Source organism: Domibacillus sp. A3M-37 (genome assembly GCF_024213455.1).
GTDB classification, from domain to species: Bacteria; Bacillota; Bacilli; order Bacillales; family Domibacillaceae; genus Domibacillus; species Domibacillus tundrae.
In genome coordinates, this window is the sequence record NZ_JANAVL010000024.1 from 16,600 (window position 1) to 37,783 (window position 21,184).

Genomic DNA, 21,184 nt, shown 5'->3' on the forward strand with positions numbered 1-21,184 from the left:
TAAATTACTTGTTGCAGAAATTATATGTTTTTCCGCTAAAATATAGCCAAAAGCCACGTAATACCATTTAGAAATAGAAAGAATTTAATTAAAGATGTTGCTGTTTAGTACCATGTGGGCGGTCCGGCATAATATCCTTAATGACCTATGCCATCAGCAACGTGTCGAAAGGCAAGGAATTATTTGGGGAATTAAAAATTCAAGCAGCTTATAAAGGAGAAACTTGTACGGTAAAAGCAGCGGATGGCGGATGCCAGCGCTCAGGCTTCTATTAATGCTATAAATACCATGATTGTCGGTCAACTGCTTTCAGTTAAATAAACGATCAACCTCTATTTTAAATCAACGCATACTCTTTCTCTGAAACACAGGGATAAAGTAAAACCCAAAAAGAAGCCGGGCACCGCCTGACTTCTTCCGTACTTGCTAAAAAACGTCTCAGTTTTGAACTTATGAATTCATTCTTTCACAACATAAGCACTCTTGCTCTCTACGCCAGATGCGGACAACGAAGTAATGCCATACGTATACTTGCGGTCAGACCGCGCTCCCTTATCTAGAAATGCCGTCTTTCCGTTTGTGTTGTACACAATACCTGCAATGTTGCGCGCATCTTCATAGGATCCTTCTTTACTTCCGGCAAAACGATAGATCACGTATTTTCTCGGCTGTTTGCTATTTTGATCCAGAATCTCTATCTTTCTGCCGTCAGCTTCTTTTTTTACCTGTACAGCAGTTGGTTTTCCAGGCTGCGCAGGATCTTTCCAGGCCATTTCGGGAGTCATAGCAGTGTAATTGTAAAGCTGCTGCTTCAGAATCGTTGCGTAGCCAAGCGAATTTTTCTGTATGCTCTTCAAGGAAAAGTGCATTTGGCCTTTTGCCATTTTGTCTGCCCGATTCGATACGATCTGGTTCGGCAACTCCATTTTGTTTTTCCACGCGGGATCAGAATCCTGGCCGACTTTATAATCAGCTAGGCCCGTGTAAAGGTGAACCGGGTGAACCTTCGCGTATGTTTTCACTTCATTGCTCCACCAATTCAGGAGTACATGATATTTCGCGGCTGACAACTTTTTCGACCAGTAAATCTGCGGTGTAATGTAGTCGATGGTTCCTTGCTTAATCCATGTCCGTGTGTCTGCATATAAATCATCGTAATTATTAACCCCGGCTTGTGTTGCACTTCCTGTTGGATCAAGCGATTTATTACGCCAGACACCAAATGGTGAAATACCAAATTGAACATGCGGTTTCGTCGCCTTGATCGTGGAATAAATATTCTTCACCAGCTGATTGACATTATTACGGCGCCAGTCTGCTATGTTTTTAAACGATTTTCCATATTTTTTAAAGGCTGCTTGGTCTGGAAATGATTCATTCTTAATTTTGTATGGATAAAAGTAGTCGTCCATATGAACTGCATCAATATCATAATTCGCTACCAGTTCCTTTATAGAGGAAATCAGGTAGTTTTGCACCTCTGGAAGACCCGGATTTAAATAATATTGCTTTCCATATTTCACGACCCAGCCCGGATTCTTGCGCGCTGCATTCTGAGATGAAAGGCTTGTCAGCGCCTGCTCCGGCATCGTGACGCGGTACGGATTAATCCAGGCATGCAGCTCCATGCCGCGGCTGTGCGCTTCCTGAATCATAATCAGCAGCGGATCATAGCCTGGGCTTGTCCCCTGTTTTTTTCCGGTGATGTAAGACGACCAAGGAGCCAGCTTCGATGGATACAGCGCATCACTTGCCGGCTTCACCTGATAAATGACCGCATTGAACTTGCTGGCCTTTAACTGATCCAGTGTCTGGCGCACCCAGGCGGTATACTGGGATTTATTCATTCCGGCCTTCATATCACTGTTTTGCACTGTCGCAATCCATGCCGCCCGCATTTCTCTTTTTGGCGGCACTGAATTTGCTGCATTAGAAGGCAGAGGAATCAGAGACATGCATAAAATAAAAATAATTACCCATGCAAACCAATTATATTTGGTCTTTACTGCTTTTTTGTCTTTCTTTCTATCATTACACACTATTATTTTTACCTATTCCTTTCAACTTATTATTTACTATTATACGACAAAATATGAGGTAATTGGGAAATAATTTAAAAAAATAAATATCGTTATTAATATAGCTAATGTAGAAATGAAAATACTATAGAGGCACATAACAGGCAGGATGTATACCTTAGAAACGGTCGTTTGTTCACTACTTGAAAACTGTATTTAAGGACGATGATTGGCAGTGTGGATACAGCCACGTTGTTTTTTGTATGAACCAAATGTTTAAAACCCAGTTTAAAAGCGAATAATAGTGGAAATGGAAACCGCAATAAAGAGGTGGAAAGAATATGAACCCATATACCGTGATGGTCGTGCACAATGCATTTGAACAAAAAGAGACGATTACCTGCTCCTTGTTCATTATTGATGAAGAAGCATTATCAGTGCTTTATACGGAAGGATTTAGTGTGAAAACAAAAAAAGAAGTTGATGCGTATGTCGAAAAGGTAAAATGGCGCTTTCTACGGTGCATATAGAAACGTTTTTTGCGCTAAATAGGTGCATGATCGTTGAAGGACAGGAATTGCTTTAAATCAAGAGCCTTCTTCTAAAAACGTTGGCCGCCATAAGCGCCGATGGGCTCTTGATCAGCCACTATAAAAAGCAAGGCCGGTAACAGCTGCAACATTTCTTGTTCTGTTATTCCGTTTTTAACAAAACAAAACGATAAAGTAACTGGCGAATATGCTCCCCAGCAATTAATACCGTTGAAGTTATGAGCTTTTGCTCCATGGAGATATCTTCGTTTTTCGCTGTTTCTCCCTTGAAAATATCATTCGTCTAACTTACATAGTCGAGGGCACAGAATAGATGACGAACCCCCTGCGTCCGGCGATACGTGGCAGCGAGACGGTCTGGGTGCTTTTCTTGAAACCACCCTTTCCCCGCATGCGGTCGGATAGACAGCGGACCGAACTCATCTACGCACAGGACACGGCCGTCTTTTGGTGGGTTTTCATACAGCTCTTCTATTCTTTTTTTTCGCTGAATTCAGGGTCATTGGATTCTTTCCATGTTTTCGTGTGCTGATAAGTGATGTCGGCTTCGTTCAAGATCACGCGGATCGTTTCGATGCTGATCGAATCCACAATCTCTTTTTCCAGCATGGCTTTTTTTAATTTGGACAGAGACCATATGGTAAACGCACTAGTCTGTTAAATGCATAGATGCACCAGATTGTGCATATATTAACAATTCCACTACCGTAAAAAAAAGGAGATGGGACTATGACGATTATGTTGCTGGAGCGAGAAGAGCAGTTTCAATTGCTGGAAGAAGGAGACCTGCTGTTAATTAAATGGCAGGAGAGCTCAAGAGAATTTCAGACAGAGGGACCGCTTTCCTATTACTCATGTGACGGCTTAAACCGTTTTGGTGAAGCCATCCTTCAAAAAAACTGGAACCATTATTTGGTACCAAAACGGTATCTGGCGGGCAAAGGCGCTGTACGAAAAGCATATCTGGTCAGAGATTTATCCCTTAAGCTGGAAGATGTTTCAGAAGAGCAGGTAACCATGATAAAAAATGCACTCGGGATGGATAAATCCTTTGTGCCAACGAAAAACAAAGCGTACACGGAAGGTGAGGACGCAAACTGGGAAGACCTCGTAGAAAAGAGGTTTGCCGAAAAGAGAGAAGGCTTTTATGGAGGACAGATTTGCTACTGTTTAGTATATGAAGCAGCAAAACTTCTTTACGGGGAGCCGCTTTCCTCCCAAACGTTCGAAAGACTATAAAACCATACATCAACATCCTGCTTGCACCACCCTGTGGTGCAAGCTTTTTGTGCGTCTGCAGAAATGATGAAAACCTTTTGTCTCCCAAGTCTTTGTTTATTTTGCTTTCCGTACAAAGGGACAGGAAGCAAAGCGAAAAAGGTTCTGCAAACGGACATAAAAGAAACTAATCCCATGAAAGGGATAGATTTTGAAGAGTACTCATGCTCTTTTTATTTGCTTTTATATCAAGTTGATCAGCGATAATTTAATCAAACTTTATTTTTAAGAAAAAAAGAAAGCTAAACAGCCTGACTCCTATAGAATACAGAAATCAGGCTGCAGCATAACCCTGGGATTTTTTAACCGTCTACTAATTAGGAGCTTGACCAACGATACAGGGGGCATTTTTTACTTCTCACTTCATTGTTTCACTTCAAACAGCGTTGGGGCGGTTTTTTAATGAAATTTATTTCCAAAGTGGTCATATTCGATTTTTTAAAAAAATAAAATCGGGAAACTGTGCAACTTGTATCAGTTAAACAGTAAATTTCTCTACCTCTGATTGAAGATTTTCTGCCACATTTGCTAATCCTTCAGAGCTATGTGCAATTTCTTCAACTGTAGCCGATTGTTCCTCTGCAGAAGCGGCTACTTCTTGAGATGCTGCGGCAGTTTGCTGCGTAATACTGGCAATTTGTTCAATCGATCCAAGAACTTCTTTTATGTGATCTTCCACGCGGGTAAAATATTCTTTTACTTCTTGGGCATCTTTTTCGGTAGAAAGAACCTGTTCTACGATTCGTTGCAGCGCAAGACCGCCATCTTGTATAGTGTTCACTTGAGCTTGAAGAGAAGCTGAGTTTTCGATCATCAAGTGGACTGTTTCATTTGTTTCCAATTGAATATCTTTAATCAATGTACTAATCTTAGTGGAATTCAGCCTTGATTGTTCAGCCAATTTTCTCACTTCATCCGCTACAACTTTAAAGCCGTTTCCATGTACGCCAGCTCTGGCAGATTCAATGGCAGCATTTAGCGCCAGCAAATTTGTTTGGTCTGAAATAGAAGCAATAATGGTTGTGATTTGTCCAATTTCCTCTGAACGTTTCCCTAGTTGTTGAACGGATTCAGACGCATGCTGAACAGATTTAGAAACATTCGTCAGTTGTTTGATGGCTTCTGAAATCGAAGTTTCACCCTTATTTGCAAAAACGGTTGTCGTTTGAGCCCGTGATAACATGGCATCTGCTTTATGGCTGCCAATTACCGTTTCTTCAACGGATTCTTGCATTTTGTGAAGAATTCCAGTTGTCACATCGGCTTGACTGGTTGCCCCATCTGCTATTTCATTAATGGTCTGGGCTACTTGACTGGATGCTTCTATTGATTCTTCAGCGCTTGCAGCAAGTTGCTGTGAAGCAGAGGCTATCTGTTCAGCACTTACCTTTACACTGCTGACAATCGTCCTTATATTGCCTATGAAACGGTTCGTTGCATGTCCAAGCTCTCCAATTTCATCTTTACTGGCGACAATAATTTTCTTTGTTAAATCTCCACCACTCTCCGCTAAACTGTTAAGTTCGTTTCGAAGAACGATAATCGGTTTGGTGATTCTTCCTGTAAATACATTGGCAAAAATCAGTACAAGGAGAGCGACAATTATCATGGTGCCAAAGATTTTCCAAAGCAACGATTTTACCGGAGCAAATGCTTCTTCTTCATCTATTTCAGCAAGGATGACCCATTCTAAACCTTTAATGCTTAAAGGGGCGTATGCACTTAATACATCACTTCCCCGATAATCTTTTATTACCTGAGTACCTGTTTTTCCTGTCAATGCTTGTTCGGTGGCACGTGTTTTTACTTCTTGAACGCCTATAGAGCTTTCTGTACTAAAGCGTGAATTGGATCTCATCAGGTAGTCATTTCCAACCAAATAGGTCTCTCCAGTTTTCCCTAATCCGGTCTTTGTCTGCATCATACTTGTAATACGCTCATCTGACAGCTGTAAACCCAGAACCCCAATAAGGGAGCCTGCGTCGTTATGCAGGGGATAGGTGAGAAAAGCGGCGGGAGCATTAGATGGTTCATAAAACGCGTAATCCACAATCGTATAATCGTCTTTTCCTTGGGTAAACCCTTTGGCGAGTCCCGAGTCTTTATAAGGTCCATTAAGGAGATTGGTTCCTAAATCATCCTCTTTGGCTACTGAATAAAGAAGATCCCCCTGATTGTTGATTAAAAACAAATCATAAAACCCGTAAGTGGAGATAAAGGTTTTAAAAAAATCTTCTGCGTTCTTCTCTAAGGTTAAAGGTCCTCGTTTTTGTGAAACAGAAGAAGATCTTTGTGAGAGCAGAGACATGCTTTCTTTTGCTATATCCGTTTTAGAAAGAATCGTGATATCGCCTTCACGTTCCTCAAAATATTTTTCAATATTTTCCGCTTTTAGGTCACGCATTGAAATGAGCTGATTGGTGATTGCTTTTTCTAAGGAGCTGGTAGATGCATTAATACTAAGACCCATGATGACAAACATTGGAATTAGACTAATAAGTAAAAATGAAACAAGCATTTTTTTCTTCATGATTGTTCCTCTCAGATGTTATTTTTTCAATATTTTAAAGGTAATATATTCATTCATTACCAATTTATTATTATACAATAAACAGAGAAATACAGTTCGAAAGTTTTATAAATTTAGAAATTAGATAAAAATAAGGGATTCATTATAAAATATAACAAATGTTTTCTGAACAAAAACAAGCTCCATTCCCTGATTAATAAGGAATAGAAGCTATTTTTGTCAGTATGCTGGGTACAAAATGATTTTCATTTGGTATCGCTTGCAGCTTTGCTTGCCGGCAAACCCCCGCCAGGATCTGCCACAATTGCAACTCGTTTTTACCTGCAAAGAGGAGACAGCGGCGCAAAAGTAAAAATGTTGCAGGGAAACCTTATCAAGCTTGGTATTGATCCAGGTACCGCGGACGGCGTATATGGTATCGGAACAATGAACGCAGTCATGACCTTGCAATGCCGCATGATTTAGTCGTGGATGAGATTGCTGGCTATACAACTTTGGCCAAGATCGACCAGCTGCTTAAAGAAAAATCACTCGTTGGAACACCAGGTGTATTTCGTGTTGTTACTGGCACATTTGGCACGCCAGAAGCAGTCCAAACAGCAGCAAAAGAAATCGGGTTCAATGCGTTTAAGGGATAAAAGGACAACCGGGTTTACACAGGCTTGCTCACGTCGCTTGAACCTGCACAAGAATCCTTTCAAATCATTCATGATAATTTCGGCTACAATCCATCAATCAAATCTTACAGCAAGAGTGCATAACAAAATAGCCCGCCTGCTCATAGGGGGGACTGACCCCATAGAGTGAGACAAAGAAAAACACCTTTAAGTTAAAAAACGGGTATGTAATTACCTAAAAAACCAACTTGGAGGTGTTTTTCTTTATGGGTACGAGAGTGAGTTATCCAGCAGAAATAAAAATGAAGGCTGTACAGATGAGACTAGCTGGAGTGGCTGTTAAAGAAATAATGAACGAATTAAACTGACATGCGGAATGTCAGATAGAAGTGTAATTATTTTGTCGAAAATTGTCTTGGGAAATTTTAATTAAACAAAACTCCCGTTTTGCGTCTGGAGAGAGGTGAACATTTCTTTCCCTTCAATAGCCTATTTTAATAAAACAGGCTACAGCCATAAGTATGCATTCACTTTTAAAAGGAGAGTTGCGATAAAAAGGGGAAATACATTATTCTAAAGAAGATTATCTAGTACTTTACGTTTATACATTAAATGAATGGTGGGTGACTCGTGGAGCTTATAACAAAGGACTTACTCATTAATGTTCTGTTTATTCTTCTGCCCGTATTATTAATGCAAATGTTTTACTTGTTAAAATATATATATCGACTTAAAAAGCTGAAAGAGTCATGGTTTCTATTTTTCCCTCTTATTTCAATGATTTTGTGTATGCTTTTCCCATTTTCTTTAGGGAGTGGATTAACTTGGGATCTTAGAAGTGTCCCTTTTCTATTAGGTATGCTGTATGGAGGACCAAAATATAGAGTTTGTTTATTGTCTTTACTTCTAATGGTTCGGTACCTGATAGGTGGGACCGGTTTTTATATAAGCGCTTGTACGTTTGGAACAATGGCCATATTAACAACCTTTTTGTCATCTTACTATTTGAAATTAAATTTAAAACATAAATTGGTGTTGAGTGGACTACTGGTTTTTGTTTTAACTTTCATTACTTTTGTTGCCTCCATACAGATTGCCGAAGTTAACTTGACTGCAAGTATGTGGATTCAATATTTTGTGATTAATGTTGTGGGCATGTTGATTGCCACAGCTCTTTGGGAAGTCATTCAAATGAATTTTGAAGTACTGCAAAAGTTAATGAAAGCAGAAAAATTAGAAGTGGTAAGCAACCTTGCTGCTAGTATCTCTCATGAAGTAAGAAATCCATTGACAACCAGCAGAGGATTTATGCAACTGTCGTATGAAGGGGACATACCTCCGGAAACAAAAGAGCATATTCTTATCTCAATTCAAGAGCTGGACAGAGCAACAGAAATTATTAATGATTATTTAACGTTCGCAAAGCCAGCACCTGAGCAAAAAGAGAACATCATTATTTATGAAGAAATCCATCATGTAATTAATCTCCTCACCCCTTTAGCGAATATGAACAACGTTAAGATAGGGTTACGTATTGAAAAAAATGAAGGTCATTATATTTTAGGAGAAAGAAAAAAATTAGAGCAGGCTCTGGTTAATATAGTGAAAAATGGAATAGAATCGATGCATGATGGGGGAAAGTTGGAAGTTGGTATAGACTATTGCCCTCATATTCTGCGTATTAATATCCGTGATCAAGGAAAAGGGATGACACGAAAGCAAATTGATCGTCTGGGTGAGCCCTATTTTACAACAAAAGAAAAGGGGACAGGCCTAGGTATGATGGTTTCTTTCAGTATTATTCAGGGAATGGGCGGAAAGATTACTGTTAAAAGTGAGATTGAAAAAGGGACATGCTTTTCAATTGAATTTCCAATTGCCAATGTCTGAGTAAGCTTATTATTATCTTCTTTGATTTCTTAATGAAATTAAAAGAAAGATACTCAAAGAAGGAAGCCCAATTCAAAGAATGCTGGGCTTTTTTGTTTTTAATTATAATCATTCCCATCTGCAAGCTGAATCGAGAGGATGTCTTTAATACAATAAGAGCCGTCTGTCAGAAGCAAGCGGCCGCTTTCTGGACTTATTAATGACTTTGCTACGCCGAATCCTTCAATGTAAGGAAGTCTAAATGTGTTCACCTGCAGCTCCACTTCTCTTTGTTCGTGATAAGACTCCACCACAATCCTTTGCATCTCTTCTAATGCCTGCTCATCCAGATAGAGAGGGTGAGTTTCTTTTTCTCTTTTTTCGTTTTCTAATTTAATTTGTTCACCATGCTCAGCTAACATTAGTCCTTGCCACTTAATCATTCCGCGATCCTCATATAATTTCTTCACCAACATCACTCCTTTATGAGAATATTTGTTCGTAAGGTGATTCTTCTACAGTATAAAATGTCAGGATTGAAAATGTGAATAAAAAACCAAAAATATGTTCGTGTTTTATTTGAGAACAAAACAAATGTTCGTCATTCTGAAAGAGTACGAAAAAATATGAAACACTTATTCCTTATACTAATGAGAAAACGTGTAGACGACGAGTAATCTGAAAGCGTGTGAAAAAATACGATATTCACAAAAGTGATGTGATACATATCTTTTCTTTTGCTATTTTACACTTGGCTGACAGCGACGAGTATCGCCTATAATGTTTTAATAATCGCGAGTATTTATCGGGAGTCCGTGGAGTGGTAGAAGAGTTGGATTCTTGGCATGTTTATAAGGCTGGCCTGACGAAGGCAGTTCATCCCCTGCTTGCCGCTGGGCTACGCCCGTTATGCGGTGGGAGGCAGGGAGTATTCCTGTTTTAAAATTTGATAAAACAGCTTTTTTGGTGAAAAAGTTAATAATGATGGTTGAGCAGCATATAAAAGACTAACTGATTGTTCACAAACGCAATCTGGAAACAGTAGTGAAAGATGGTGGTGAACAGGATGAAGAGCCATGCTGCAGGGGAGATAAATGTATTCAAAGTGGCAGCTACTTACATTGGAACAGTAGTGGGAGCCGGTTTTGCTTCTGGTCAGGAAGTTCTGCAATTCTTTAGCGCTTTTGGGCTCAAGGGGATATTCGGAATTATCCTCTCGACATTCCTGTTTTTTTTCTTTGGATATATCATTTTACTCATAGGGAAAACATACGATACAGCTTCATATGTTGACATTATACGGTTTTCGAATGGTCTATTCCTTGGCGCGTTGATTGATGTGATCATTACCATTTTTTTATTTGGGGCTCTAGCGGCAATGATAGCAGGGGCAGGCGCAATATTTGATGAACAATTTCATTTGTCACCATTATGGGGCATGTTATTAATGGCCGCCATCTCTCTTCTTACGGTGATAGGCGGTATTAATGGTGTTGTGAATGCCATTAGTTATGTCGTGCCAGTTTTACTAATAGCGGTTTTTTTTGTGGCCGTCTACAGCTTATATGTTGATCCCATAACGGCTGCTGATTTGCAGAGTGCCAATGCTTTACAAGGTGCTGGTCCAAATTGGTTTGTATCGTCCCTTAACTATACTTCCTACAATCTTGTTATTGCAGTGGCTGTGCTGGCTCCCATGGGGGCAAAAGCAAAAAGCAAAAAATCAATTTTCTGGAGTGCACTTTTAGGCGCACTGGGTCTTGGTCTGGGAACAACAGCCATTTTCCTAAGCATTGTAACGAATATAGAGATGGTTCGGAATGTTGAAGTGCCTATGATCGCGATTTCTTCGAAAATCAATGTCTTTGTCCAGCTCTTGTTCGCCGTTGTGTTATTTGCAGAAGTTTATACCACGGCTGTCGGCAATTTATATGGATTTGTTTCAAGGATGAATTCTCTATCCGGCCGCTTTCGTGTCCCAGTCATAATTGGAACAACGATAGCTGCTTTTCTCGTTAGTCAGGTGGGCTTTTCTTCTATGGTGAAATATTTATATCCTGCGGTGGGATACGGCGGCTTGCTGTTTTTGGGAGGATTGCTTTATGTTTGGATTTGGAAACGAGATGAATTAAACCAACGGAAGAATAAATAACGTATTTATGATAAGCCGTTTATTCGCTGTTTAAAGGTTTGAAAAGTTCAATATTTAGAGGGAGCCCGATTAATCAGGCTCCTTTTTTCAATTAAAGGAGAAAATGAAGAAAGATGATCACTGTTATGATTATAATTTTATTCTGAATGGGCACTTTGAACGGAAATGATAAAGCAATATCGGTAGAATGTTAAAATATTTTTGGTTATCTCCGCCAAAGTTCAGTTGTTTAATAAGAGTTAATGTAGTAATCTTTAATGGACTTTCCTAGAGAACAAAATTAACGGAGTGAGCTTCTTTGATCTTTAATTCATTTGAATTTATTTTTATGTTTTTGCCCACAGTTTTTGTAGTTTATTTTATCTTAAATAAAGTGAACTTTACTTTATCAAAAACCTGGCTGTTTTTGGCTTCTTTGTTTTTCTATGGCTGGTGGAATCCTGTTTACCTGCCGCTTCTTTTGCTTTCTTTGACTGTAAACTATATTATCGGAACCAGTCTGGGACGAATGACAAACCAAAAGAAGAAAAAAGTTCTGCTTACGTTTGGGATTCTTTTTAACATAAGTTTGCTGGGGTATTTTAAATATCATGACTTCTTTGTGGAGAACATCAATGCTGCGTTCGGTACAGATTTTGTCATTTTAAACCTTGTGCTGCCGCTGGCGATTAGTTTCTACACGTTCCAAAAGATTCCGTACCTTGTCGATTCTTATCGGGGAGAGACGAGAGGATATAACCCGTTGAATTACGGCTTGTTCCTCACCTTTTTCCCGCAGCTGATTGCGGGACCCATTGTTCAGCACAATGACGTAATGGTCCAGTTTGAAGATAAAGAAAACCGAAAGATGAATTACAACAATATTGCTACCGGCCTTTTTATATTTGGCATAGGTCTCTTTAAAAAGGTAGGCATTGCCGATACATTTGCCGAATGGGCAAATAAAGGCTACAGCACGCCGGATACCCTTACCTTTGTTGACTCATGGGTAACAGCTTTATCTTATACATTCCAGCTTTATTTTGATTTCAGCGGATACTCAGATATGGCGATTGGAGCAGCGCTATTATTCAATATTGTACTGCCTGTAAACTTTAATTCTCCTTATAAAGCGTTAGGGATTCAAGACTTCTGGAGAAGATGGCATATGACTCTTTCCAGATTTCTGACCAATTATATTTACATTCCACTGGGCGGAAACCGCAAAGGTGTGACAAGAACCTACATTAATATTTTAATTGTGTTTTTTGTCAGCGGAATTTGGCATGGGGCTGGCTGGACGTTTGTTATTTGGGGAATCATGCACGGAGCAGGAAGTGTGATTAATCGACTGTGGAGCGAGGCCGGCTTTAAGCTGCCTAAACTGCTGGCTTGGTTTATTACATTCCAGTTTGTGAATGCTGCTTGGGTATTTTTCCGAGCACCATCCGTCGAAGTAGCTCTTCAAGTACTACGAAGCATGGTTGGCTTAAATGGATTCAGCCTGCCGGATGAACTGAAAAACAGCTTATTCAATTCGTTTAACCTGCCATATTATGATTTTACAATAATGGAGAATTTCACAGAAGTTGCCGTTCTCTTGTTGGTCGGCTTTCTTATTGCTGTTTTTGCCAAAAATTCAATGCAGCTTAAAGATCAGTTTAAACCAAACTGGATGACAGCAGTGTATCTTGCTGCCTTGGTGATCTATTCAGTACTCCAACTGCAAAATGTTTCAGAATTTCTATACTTTAACTTTTAAGAGGAAAGCTTATTATAAAACTATCCTCAGACTATCGACAAAGCCGCTATTCAAATCTTCATTTGAGGCGGCTTTGTCTTTTTGGCGTTATGGGGCGGATGTGTTCAACAACATCAAAAATTGGTTTTTTCGAAATTCTGAAATCTACATAAATGCATGTGAATTTGCAGATTATAAATATATAAATAATGTAGTGCGCCAAATATCGACGCAAAAGATCTTTTTGAAATTTTCTAATCCAATCCAATCAAGTTGGCAGGAGGTGAGCGGTACAAGTCATAATTCGTAAATAATGACACTGTGCCTGCACAGAGTGGAGAGGCTCGTTTCGGTCACGGCGTTTGCCATTTTGATAGGCGTCTTTTGCTATGAAATAGTAGAGGGTGAGGCCTAAAACAGTCAAAATCACTGCAATGATGCCCTGGGTCAGAAAAAAGATAGAATTATCCCGGGGAGTTTGTTCCCCGAGAGTGAAAATCCCCCAGTAGCCCATATTTAAAAGATCTTTAAATGTGAAAATAAAGGCTAAACCGAACACTAAAAAAGCGGCACCCTTTAAATATTGTTTATTATAAATCTGGCCTAGACCTGGAATGATAGAAAGGAAAGCATCATCCAGCGACGCTTTCGGCTCTGATTGATCTGCTGCAATTAAACCAAGTGCACTATCAGGCAGCCTCCATACTTCAGCCATTTCTGGCACATTCGGAATCTCTTCTTCTACCTTCAATTCTTGAAGCAGCCTTTCTAAGCGCGGCAGTAATCACATCGGGTCCTGTGCCCACATCAGCGAGTAAGTGGCGGGAAGTGCAAATTAGATAGTTCCAGTTGAGAATATTTGAAGAATAATATGCATAAACTAGAATGAGACTAGTATGAAAAAGGTGTTGAATATTTTTATCACAGGGGTTGTGACTTTAGCATTTCTATTCTCGAAATAAAAATAAAGATTGTGAAATCAGCAGTATGTATGGAATTTATTTCGTTTTTAAAGAAGTTTATACACAATAGAAACTGGATCTCATACTATTTAACGAAAAGGGGCGGTTTAAGCATGAAAATCAATTTACCAATAGAAGCAATGGAGGAAGTTATTAAATCCTTAGAGATTAAAAATCAAGCCCATACGCGATTCAATGGTCAGGATTATTATTTCAAGAAAGAAAGATTTTCATTTGAATCCGGTACGACTCCAGACTTTTCTGATACATTAAATGCGCTTGACAAAAAAGTTGAAAAAATTATTCAACATGAAGCAAGATCTGAAAATTTCGTTTTTGCTACAATTGGTCGTGTTCGGGAGCAACAGAAAAATTCAGAATCTGGAAAAGTTGTTTACATTTACTTTTTTTCAAACAATAAATTCGATACAGTGTTTCCAGATGAACTAGTCAGTCAGTATGAATTGCACACCTGGATAAAGAGAGTCTGAATAATCGATCATTTTTTCACAATCGAATCCTACATAAGGGTTCTTTTTTTGACTCTATTTATAGTATTTTCTGCAGTTTGAAGGAACCAAATACGTAATAGAAAGAGGAAAAATACCCACACCTATTAGGTGTGGGTATTTTAATTTTTGCTAAAAGATAACTATCTTCAATTTGTCTTCAAGAAACTTTCTCTTGCATATTATTTTAAAAAGGTATTTTTTATTTCTTTATTTTGTGATCCGTTTTGCGCCAAGGTACCGTTGAGACCAGTAAGAATTATCCAGTGATGCAACGCTTACTCCTTTTGAAGAAGAAGTATGGATAAATTGATTGCCGCCCATATAAATACCTGCATGAGAAGCGCCTTTTTTATACGTCTCGAAGAACACAATATCACCCGTTTTTGGAGAAGAAACCTTTGTGCCTGCTTTATAAATATCCGCTACCGTTCTTGGAATGGTTATTCCTGCCCCGTTATCAAAAACGTACTTTAAAAATCCGCTGCAGTCAAATCCGCTCGGAGTCGTGCCGCCCCATTTGTATGAAACACCTATGTATTTTTTCGCTTCGCTTACAAGATTGGAAGAACTGCTGTAAGAAGCGGCTTTCACTTGTGAGGTTGCTTTTTTTGTTACACCTAATGCTTTATATGTATTGGCTCCTACAACTCCATCAGCCCGCAAGCCGTGTTTTTTTTGAAAATTTATGACAGCTTTTTTAGTGCTTTTTCCGAAATAAGCATTTCGATGGCTTGAATTAAAAAATCCTTTTTTTTGCAGTGCGTTCTGTAATTCTTTTACGTCTTGATGGGTCGTGTTTGCTTGTAATGTCCGATCGCCTAATGCTGCTTCACTGTTGAGTGGTCCGCTAAGCAAGATGCCTGTAACGGCCAATGCTGCTATCATTTTTTTCAAGTTTACTTTCCTCCTGATACCCTTTTGTAACTTTATTGAGTTTAGCATGTAAACATCACAATTATATTTTCATAATATAACAATTTGATTACAAAACATTGCAGTTTTACAACAGAAAATGCGATGAACGAGATTTTTTAGCAGTTATTCTCAAGAGAGGAAAATTTCTTGGTAAAGTTTTAACGATCTGCAGAATTTATAGTGGGGATTGGTTGAAACAACAATAAGAATCGTGTGGAGAATTTTTTTTAAGGCATTTTGAGCAGCTATGTATAAAGTGCTGGATTGGATTATTCACTCAGCTGAAAGCGAATGTTTGAGAGGAGAAGAGCCAAAGCTTTATAAAATAAAAAGTAACAGAAGCACTAACCAAATGAAAAAACCGCTGAATGCAGCGGGGGACTGACACTATAGAATGAAACAAATAAAAACACTTTTAAGTGGAAAAACAGGTATGGACTACCTAAACCAACTTGGAGGTGGTTTTTCTGTGGGCACATCCCAAAATCCACCTATTATCGCTGGAGGAAAAAAATCAAACAGAAACATCCAGGCAGGCGATCATGAATACCGGCAATCTATTCAATTGCCTGTTTCGCTCTCTTCTTTTAAAACAGCTGAAAATACGCGCATCCAATTTCCATGAAGCCATTTTTTTACCTGTTCTTCTTTATACTGCTTGAGCAGTGCTTCAATAAGAATAATGTAGCGCTCTCCATTAATTAAATCATCCATCGTATAATCCATTCCATCAAAATCAGATCCAAAAGCAAGATGATTTTCTCCTCCAAGAGCAAGGACATGATCCACATGCTTGAGAAAATGGATAACATTCACGTCTTTTTTGTTTGTAATAAAAGCAGGGATAAATGTCAGCCCTACCACGCCGCCTTTTGTGAAAATGGCTTTCAGCTGCTCATTCGAAAGATTCCGCTTATCAAAATAAACGTGTTGACAGTTTGAATGAGACGCAATAAAGGGATCTTTTGATTCTTCTACGACATTCCAAAATCCCTTTTCACTGAGATGGGAAACATCAAGCATGATCCCCAGCTCGTTCGCTTTATGCAGCACTTGTTTTCCGAATACAGAAAGACCGCCTGCCTGGGGCTCTTCCACTCCATCAGCCGCTTCGTTGCGGAAATTCCAGGTGAATCCTAAAGCTCTCAAACCGAGCCGGTATAAAATAGTTAAGTATAAAAGGTTTCCTTCCAGCGCATCCGCACCTTCCAGTGATAATATCCCGCCTCTTATGTCCGCTTTTTCCGCACAAACTTTTTCAAGATCCCGAGCGCTTAGGATAGGAATCAAGGAATCCTTTTTCACTACATCACTGTGAAACTTCTCAACCATTTTCAGCGCGGTATAAAACCGCTGATTCGAAGGAATGCCGGGCGGAACAAAGACGGCAAAAATTTGTGCCGCCATGTTCACTTTTTTCATGTATTCAAATTGGGACTCCATTTTATTATTCGGCACATGAAAAGACAGCCCTTCATCCCTGATTAATTTACTGAGCGCATCACAGTGAGCATCTATGATTTTCATTCATTTTCCTCCTTGTTCTGGTGAATTCTTTCTCTACTAATCGTTAATACCACACTAGACATTTTTTGTAACGCACGCACGCTTGGATTCAATCGATCTCAACATAAATGCGAATAGGATGAAATGGATGAGGCTGCTGTGCTTCGCCAAGCAACTAACTCAAGACGGCGCTCATTAGACAGGGGCAAAGCATCGTTAATTTTATATATTTCACAAAAAAAGGATGATTATATGGTATACTTAAAGAGACGGAATAGAACAAATTTCATATTTTGAAAAACACCTCACATGATTAGCGTTTTGGCTGTAAGCCTGCTTGCTCTATACGATTATTGTGAGGTGTTTTTTTATATATATAAATGGAAAAAAATATATAATATGGATATTATAATAAAAACAGGATGGGGCGTTATGATGAAAAAAACAGCACTTATTTATTGTGAAGGTCACTTTGGAACAATGGATGGCAAAACGGCCAATGGCCTTATTAGAAGCTCAAGAAAATATGAAATTGCCGGCGTCATTGACAGTACAAAGGCAGGCATGGATTCAGGTGAATGTTTGGAAGGCAAAAATAATGGGATTCCGATATTCGAAAGCCTTGAACATGCAGTTAAAATGTTGCCCCTATTACCAAATCATTTTATTTACGGAATTGCGCCGGCAGAAGCATTTTTAAAAGAAGATGAACGAAAGATCATCATGAAAGCAATAGAACTCAAGATGGAGATCATCAATCCACTTCATGAATTTTTTACGGATGACGCTGAATTTTTAAATCATTCCATTCAATATGGTGTGGGCCTTCATGATATTCGTAAACCGGTACCAAGCAAAGATTTGCATCTTTTTTCGGGAAGAATTTTAAACATTCAAACTCCGGTTGTAGCGATACTTGGAACTGATAGTGCAGTTGGCAAGAGAACAACCTCTGTAATTCTTGAAGCGGCGTTATTAGAAAAGGGATTGAAAGTTGCGTTTGTGGCGACCGGACAAACCGGCCTGATCCAAGGCGCTAAATATGGGGTCGCGATCGATGCCATGCCGCTGCAGTTTATGATTGGTGAAATTGAAAATGAAATTATGAAAGCCTACGATGATGAGAATCCTGACATTATTATTGTGGAAGGACAAGGAGCGTTAAGCCACCCTGCCTATGTGAGTTCTTGCGGTATTGTAAGGGGATCAAGACCGGGGGCGGTTATCATTCAGCATCCTCCAAAACGAACAAATTTAGGCGATTTCAGCTTTATGAAAATGCCGACGATTGAAAGTGAAATTCAGCTGGTCGAAAGCTTTTCAAGCGCAAAGGTCATTGCTGTTACCATCAATCATGAAAACATGACAGATGAAGAAATCGAAAATGTAGTAACCGATTACGAGGAAAAGCTTGAGCTTCCAACCACCGATGTGTTAAAGCATGGATGCGGCAAGCTCATCTCCAGTCTCTTTGAGTTATTCCCGGAAATAGAGGGGAAGACAAACAAAGTACTCTCCAATTGATTGATCTTATCGCACCGCGGATTGAAATTAATTTAGTTAAGCTGGCACATAACGCAGAAGTCCTTTTCAATTTGTATGCATCAAAAGAAATTGAACTTATGGGCGTGACGAAAGGAATTTGCGGGCAGCCTGAAATTGCACAAGTTTTAGTGAATACAGGCATTCGTACGCTGGCGGATGCAAAAATCATTAATCTGAAGAAAATGCGTGAGGCAGGGATTAAAGCAGAATTTGTTCTATTGCGAACACCCGCTTTAAGTGAAATTGATTTCGTCATTAAATATGCGGATATTAGTATGAATACCGAAATGGCTGTCATTAAGTGTCTTTCGGAAACCGCCTTAAAAAACAACACGCTGCATAAAATTATCCTTATGATTGAAATGGGTGATTTAAGAGAAGGGATCATGCCAGTTGATCTCGATGAATTTGTTCAAGAAGCAGTAACACTTCCGGGAGTTGAACTAGTTGGCGTCGGAGCCAACTTTTCCTGCTTTGGGGGAGTCAAGCCGACTGAAGAAAAGATGAAAACGTTATCTTCATTAGCTGCAAAAATTAGGAAAAAGTTTTCTTTGCCGCTTCTCTATGTGTCAGGAGGCAATTCAGCAAACTACAATTGGTTGGCGACTGCAGAAGATATAGGGAATATTAACAATTTAAGATTGGGCGAATCCATATTTTTAGGAAGAGAAACACTTTTTGGCAAGAGAATACCAGAGTTATTTACAGACGTCTTCACATTCATATCTGAAGTCATTGAGTCTAAAATAAAAGCATCCGTGCCTGATGGAGAACTGGGCCGAAATGCTTTTGGACGCTTGCCCACATGGCAAGATCGCGGTCAAATAAGACGAGCCATCCTAGGAGTTGGGATTCAGGATGTATTAGTAAGTGGGCTAACGCCAAAATTAGATATAGAAATTTTAGGCTCAAGCAGTGACCATACAATTCTTGATGCCAAAAAAATAGAGTTGAAAGTAGGAGACGAAGTAGCCTTCGATCTTGACTATGGCGCCCTCCTTTCGGCTATGACCTCACCATACGTCATGAAAAAATACATTTCATAAGAGAGAGCCTGCTATGGCACATTAATACCACTTGATTGACCGCAGGAGACTTGCTACAAAGTCGTTTGTACTGCCAACCGTCGGAATGGCGGGTGTAGCCTAATGAATTAGAAACCGATAGGTTTCTTTACTTAGGAATCCCCCATGTTCAACGAACGTAGAGAGTAACTGGGGGTAATTCAATAATTATTCGAGTTTTGCTGTAAAGAATGTAGGAAATGCCATTGCTGCCGTGCTTGTCACATCACTGTTTCAAACGTATATCCTCAGTGCGTACAACGATCAATATATGATGGGGCTTTTAAGCATTTTGCTTACACTTGCGCTTGTTTTGCTTTATCGTGGCGGTCCATTCAGCAAGCAGCTTGCGATCATAAGCATATGCGCTCTTTTGCTTGCGCCAGCATACTGGTCGGCCACACCAATTTTTTATGGCGGCAACAGCGTGCTGCCGGAGTCCGGCCCGCGCGACGGAAACAGCAGCATGCTTTATGAAATCAACTAATCGTTTGTGTATGACGAAAAGCGGGTAATCAGTATCTAAAGTTAAAGTAATCGAGGAGGACAAACAGCGATGAAAGATGAAAATGTAAACAGTGAAGGAAAAGTGCAAAAAAAGCCTGAGGAGCATGTGGAAGACATCGAACGATTAAATGATAATGAATTCCATGGAACGAACAGTGAAAGATTCGGCAGCGTCCCGGACGAGCCGAAAATTAAAAAATAATGTAATCTTTTTGAAAGGCCGGACAGATAGATGATGTCCGGTCTTTTCTTGTGGAAAAGCAGGGACGGCTTTTAAGAAACTTTTGTAAAAAGGAGGTTCTTCAATTGGAAATTATCAGTCAATCTATGATTTTGTCTCTTTTTGTCCATTTGATATAAGTGATTGTTCCTTTCATCAGGTACATAAAAACATGGCTGTATACGCCCCATATATCAAAAGGGACAGAAACGGTCACTTATCTTCAAAAAGAAGCATTGGTAAGCGGGGGCAATGTTGTTTCTTCCTTTTCATGGACAGCTTCTGCGATCACTGCCATGCTGTTTGTTGTTTTGGCAAAACTGGAAGCGGCATGTATGATCGGGTCATTTAAAAAAATGGTAAGAAACAGAAGAGAGTGCTCATTGTGCAGCTGACAATACGTGCATCAGGAAAGGATGTGGAAGTTCTTTCGTATTTGCTGGCCAATGTGTATGAACGAAAATAGAAAGGACACCTCGTCCGCTTTTTTATGGTATTTTCGCAGAAACAAAAGGGAAGAAGCAAAATTGATTAAAATGCCGAAAAATTTTGTCTGCAACGATCGCTCTGCTTAAGATTAAATGCATACGAGGAGCTCCCTTTTTAAATTAGTTCTTCATCAGCCCAAATTCCCACGTCTTCCTATATAATCTCTACTATATGAAATTTTACGCAGGGAAACGGATATGAAAAAACGCTGATTTTGGTATATTTTATTAAGAAATCGAAATTATTTTAGAAAATGTTATTGCTTTGAATTTGCTTATGTGTTATATTATTAATCTGTCGTAAAAACAGTGGTAATGAAACTGAATAAATGAATCAAGCTATTCATTATTTAAGAATAATTAATCAACAAAAAAATGTTGGCTTTTTTTCTTACTTAATGGTATCTTAATGGTCTGCCTCCACTAACGGCACGGCTGATACCTATTTAATAATTTCATTCATTTAAATAGCTTTCTTTTTCGGAATAATAACCATTATAAAACTTGTTGACTTTCTAAACAAGAAATGATATTATTATTTAGCTGTCATTAAAGATGGTAAGTGAGATTGATCTTTGAAAACTGAACAAAATCAATAAAAACGTCAACGTTTTAAGCAAGAAACTTCTAATAAGATGCTTGTCATCTTATTAGAAACAATTGAGCAGTCAAACACTTTTTGGAGAGTTTGATCCTGGCTCAGGACGAACGCTGGCGGCGTGCCTAATAC

General features: G+C 39.2%; 16 protein-coding genes and 2 pseudogenes. 12 read left to right on the forward strand and 6 right to left on the reverse strand.

Features of this window, described 5'->3' with window-relative positions; all coding sequences use genetic code 11:
* Window positions 1-458: 458 nt before the first annotated feature.
* Entirely contained in the window at window positions 459-1,916 is a 1,458-nt protein-coding gene (locus NLX67_RS20145) for a glycoside hydrolase family 10-like protein (protein ID WP_254313218.1), read from the reverse strand.
* Between the two features lie 443 nt (window positions 1,917-2,359).
* Here NLX67_RS20145 and NLX67_RS20150 point away from each other — a divergent pair, with 443 nt between their 5' ends.
* A complete protein-coding gene (locus NLX67_RS20150) occupies window positions 2,360-2,548 on the forward strand; it encodes a hypothetical protein (RefSeq protein WP_254313219.1) in 189 nt (62 codons plus the stop codon).
* Window positions 2,549-3,298: 750 nt separating this feature from the next.
* Window positions 3,299-3,808, forward strand: a complete 510-nt coding sequence (locus NLX67_RS20155; RefSeq protein ID WP_254313220.1) for a hypothetical protein — start codon at window positions 3,299-3,301, stop codon at window positions 3,806-3,808.
* Between the two features lie 517 nt (window positions 3,809-4,325).
* Here NLX67_RS20155 and NLX67_RS20160 read toward each other — a convergent pair.
* Complete coding sequence (locus NLX67_RS20160) at window positions 4,326-6,377, reverse strand: methyl-accepting chemotaxis protein (RefSeq protein WP_254313221.1); 2,052 nt, start codon at window positions 6,375-6,377, stop codon at window positions 4,326-4,328.
* Window positions 6,378-6,593: 216 nt separating this feature from the next.
* Here NLX67_RS20160 and NLX67_RS20165 point away from each other — a divergent pair, with 216 nt between their 5' ends.
* From NLX67_RS20165 to NLX67_RS23115, 3 genes are all read left to right on the forward strand, one after another.
* The gene (locus tag NLX67_RS20165; protein ID WP_254313222.1) at window positions 6,594-6,842 is read left to right on the forward strand and encodes a peptidoglycan-binding domain-containing protein; all 249 of its coding nucleotides are present in this window, start codon (window positions 6,594-6,596) and stop codon (window positions 6,840-6,842) included.
* Window positions 6,843-6,844: 2 nt separating this feature from the next.
* Window positions 6,845-7,015, forward strand: coding sequence for a hypothetical protein (locus tag NLX67_RS20170; protein WP_254313223.1), 171 nt, complete (start codon window positions 6,845-6,847; stop codon window positions 7,013-7,015).
* Window positions 7,016-7,624: 609 nt separating this feature from the next.
* On the forward strand, window positions 7,625-8,884 hold the full coding sequence (locus tag NLX67_RS23115) for an ATP-binding protein (RefSeq protein ID WP_254313224.1): 1,260 nt from the start codon (window positions 7,625-7,627) through the stop codon (window positions 8,882-8,884).
* Window positions 8,885-8,982: 98 nt separating this feature from the next.
* Here NLX67_RS23115 and NLX67_RS20180 read toward each other — a convergent pair whose 3' ends face one another.
* Window positions 8,983-9,333, reverse strand: a complete 351-nt coding sequence (locus NLX67_RS20180; protein WP_254313225.1) for a YolD-like family protein — start codon at window positions 9,331-9,333, stop codon at window positions 8,983-8,985.
* Window positions 9,334-9,929: 596 nt separating this feature from the next.
* Between NLX67_RS20180 and NLX67_RS20185 the strand changes: the two genes are divergently transcribed.
* Both NLX67_RS20185 and NLX67_RS20190 read left to right on the forward strand, forming a co-directional pair.
* The gene (locus tag NLX67_RS20185) at window positions 9,930-11,015 is read left to right on the forward strand and encodes a YkvI family membrane protein (protein ID WP_254313226.1); all 1,086 of its coding nucleotides are present in this window, start codon (window positions 9,930-9,932) and stop codon (window positions 11,013-11,015) included.
* Window positions 11,016-11,313: 298 nt separating this feature from the next.
* A complete protein-coding gene (locus NLX67_RS20190; protein WP_254313227.1) occupies window positions 11,314-12,756 on the forward strand; it encodes an MBOAT family O-acyltransferase in 1,443 nt (480 codons plus the stop codon).
* A gap of 189 nt (window positions 12,757-12,945) precedes the next feature.
* On the opposite strand, the pseudogene NLX67_RS20195 reads toward NLX67_RS20190, so the two are convergent.
* Window positions 12,946-13,375: pseudogene (locus NLX67_RS20195) on the reverse strand (sugar ABC transporter permease); the annotation flags it as partial.
* A gap of 435 nt (window positions 13,376-13,810) precedes the next feature.
* Between NLX67_RS20195 and NLX67_RS20200 the strand changes: the two are divergent.
* Window positions 13,811-14,188 carry a hypothetical protein gene (locus NLX67_RS20200; protein WP_254313228.1) on the forward strand — a complete coding sequence of 126 codons (378 nt, stop codon included), beginning with the start codon at window positions 13,811-13,813 and terminating at the stop codon, window positions 14,186-14,188.
* Between the two features lie 228 nt (window positions 14,189-14,416).
* Here NLX67_RS20200 and NLX67_RS20205 read toward each other — a convergent pair whose 3' ends face one another.
* Window positions 14,417-15,103, reverse strand: coding sequence for a C40 family peptidase (locus NLX67_RS20205; protein WP_254313229.1), 687 nt, complete (start codon window positions 15,101-15,103; stop codon window positions 14,417-14,419).
* Between the two features lie 582 nt (window positions 15,104-15,685).
* A complete protein-coding gene (locus NLX67_RS20210) occupies window positions 15,686-16,651 on the reverse strand; it encodes a dipeptidase (protein ID WP_254313230.1) in 966 nt (321 codons plus the stop codon).
* Between the two features lie 414 nt (window positions 16,652-17,065).
* On the opposite strand from NLX67_RS20210, the gene NLX67_RS20215 reads away from it, so the two are divergent.
* The 4 genes and pseudogenes from NLX67_RS20215 (at window position 17,066) to NLX67_RS20230 (ending at window position 19,948) form a co-directional block, all read left to right on the forward strand.
* On the forward strand, window positions 17,066-18,154 hold the full coding sequence (locus tag NLX67_RS20215) for an N-acetyltransferase DgcN family protein (protein WP_254313233.1): 1,089 nt from the start codon (window positions 17,066-17,068) through the stop codon (window positions 18,152-18,154).
* The gene (locus NLX67_RS20220) at window positions 18,151-19,221 is read left to right on the forward strand and encodes an alanine/ornithine racemase family PLP-dependent enzyme (RefSeq protein WP_254313231.1); all 1,071 of its coding nucleotides are present in this window, start codon (window positions 18,151-18,153) and stop codon (window positions 19,219-19,221) included. Before NLX67_RS20215 ends, NLX67_RS20220 begins: the two co-directional genes overlap by 4 nt.
* 226 nt (window positions 19,222-19,447) lie before the next feature.
* Window positions 19,448-19,690 (forward strand): annotated as a pseudogene (locus NLX67_RS20225) (mannosyltransferase); the annotation flags it as partial.
* Window positions 19,691-19,795: 105 nt separating this feature from the next.
* Window positions 19,796-19,948 carry a hypothetical protein gene (locus NLX67_RS20230; RefSeq protein WP_254313232.1) on the forward strand — a complete coding sequence of 51 codons (153 nt, stop codon included), beginning with the start codon at window positions 19,796-19,798 and terminating at the stop codon, window positions 19,946-19,948.
* The last annotated feature ends 1,236 nt before the right edge of the window (window positions 19,949-21,184 follow it).

What these genes read in the sequence shown, in the direction of transcription:
- NLX67_RS20160 (WP_254313221.1), bottom strand. Translation starts at nt 6,377, where the DNA reads ATGAAGAAAAAAATGCTTGTTTCATTTTTACTTATTAGTCTAATTCCA.
- NLX67_RS20200 (WP_254313228.1), top strand. Translation starts at nt 13,811, where the DNA reads ATGAAAATCAATTTACCAATAGAAGCAATGGAGGAAGTTATTAAATCC.
- NLX67_RS20155 (WP_254313220.1), top strand. Translation starts at nt 3,299, where the DNA reads ATGACGATTATGTTGCTGGAGCGAGAAGAGCAGTTTCAATTGCTGGAA.
- NLX67_RS20215 (WP_254313233.1), top strand. Translation starts at nt 17,066, where the DNA reads ATGAAAAAAACAGCACTTATTTATTGTGAAGGTCACTTTGGAACAATG.
- NLX67_RS20230 (WP_254313232.1), top strand. Translation starts at nt 19,796, where the DNA reads ATGAAAGATGAAAATGTAAACAGTGAAGGAAAAGTGCAAAAAAAGCCT.
- NLX67_RS20185 (WP_254313226.1), top strand. Translation starts at nt 9,930, where the DNA reads ATGAAGAGCCATGCTGCAGGGGAGATAAATGTATTCAAAGTGGCAGCT.
- NLX67_RS20150 (WP_254313219.1), top strand. Translation starts at nt 2,360, where the DNA reads ATGAACCCATATACCGTGATGGTCGTGCACAATGCATTTGAACAAAAA.
- NLX67_RS20210 (WP_254313230.1), bottom strand. Translation starts at nt 16,651, where the DNA reads ATGAAAATCATAGATGCTCACTGTGATGCGCTCAGTAAATTAATCAGG.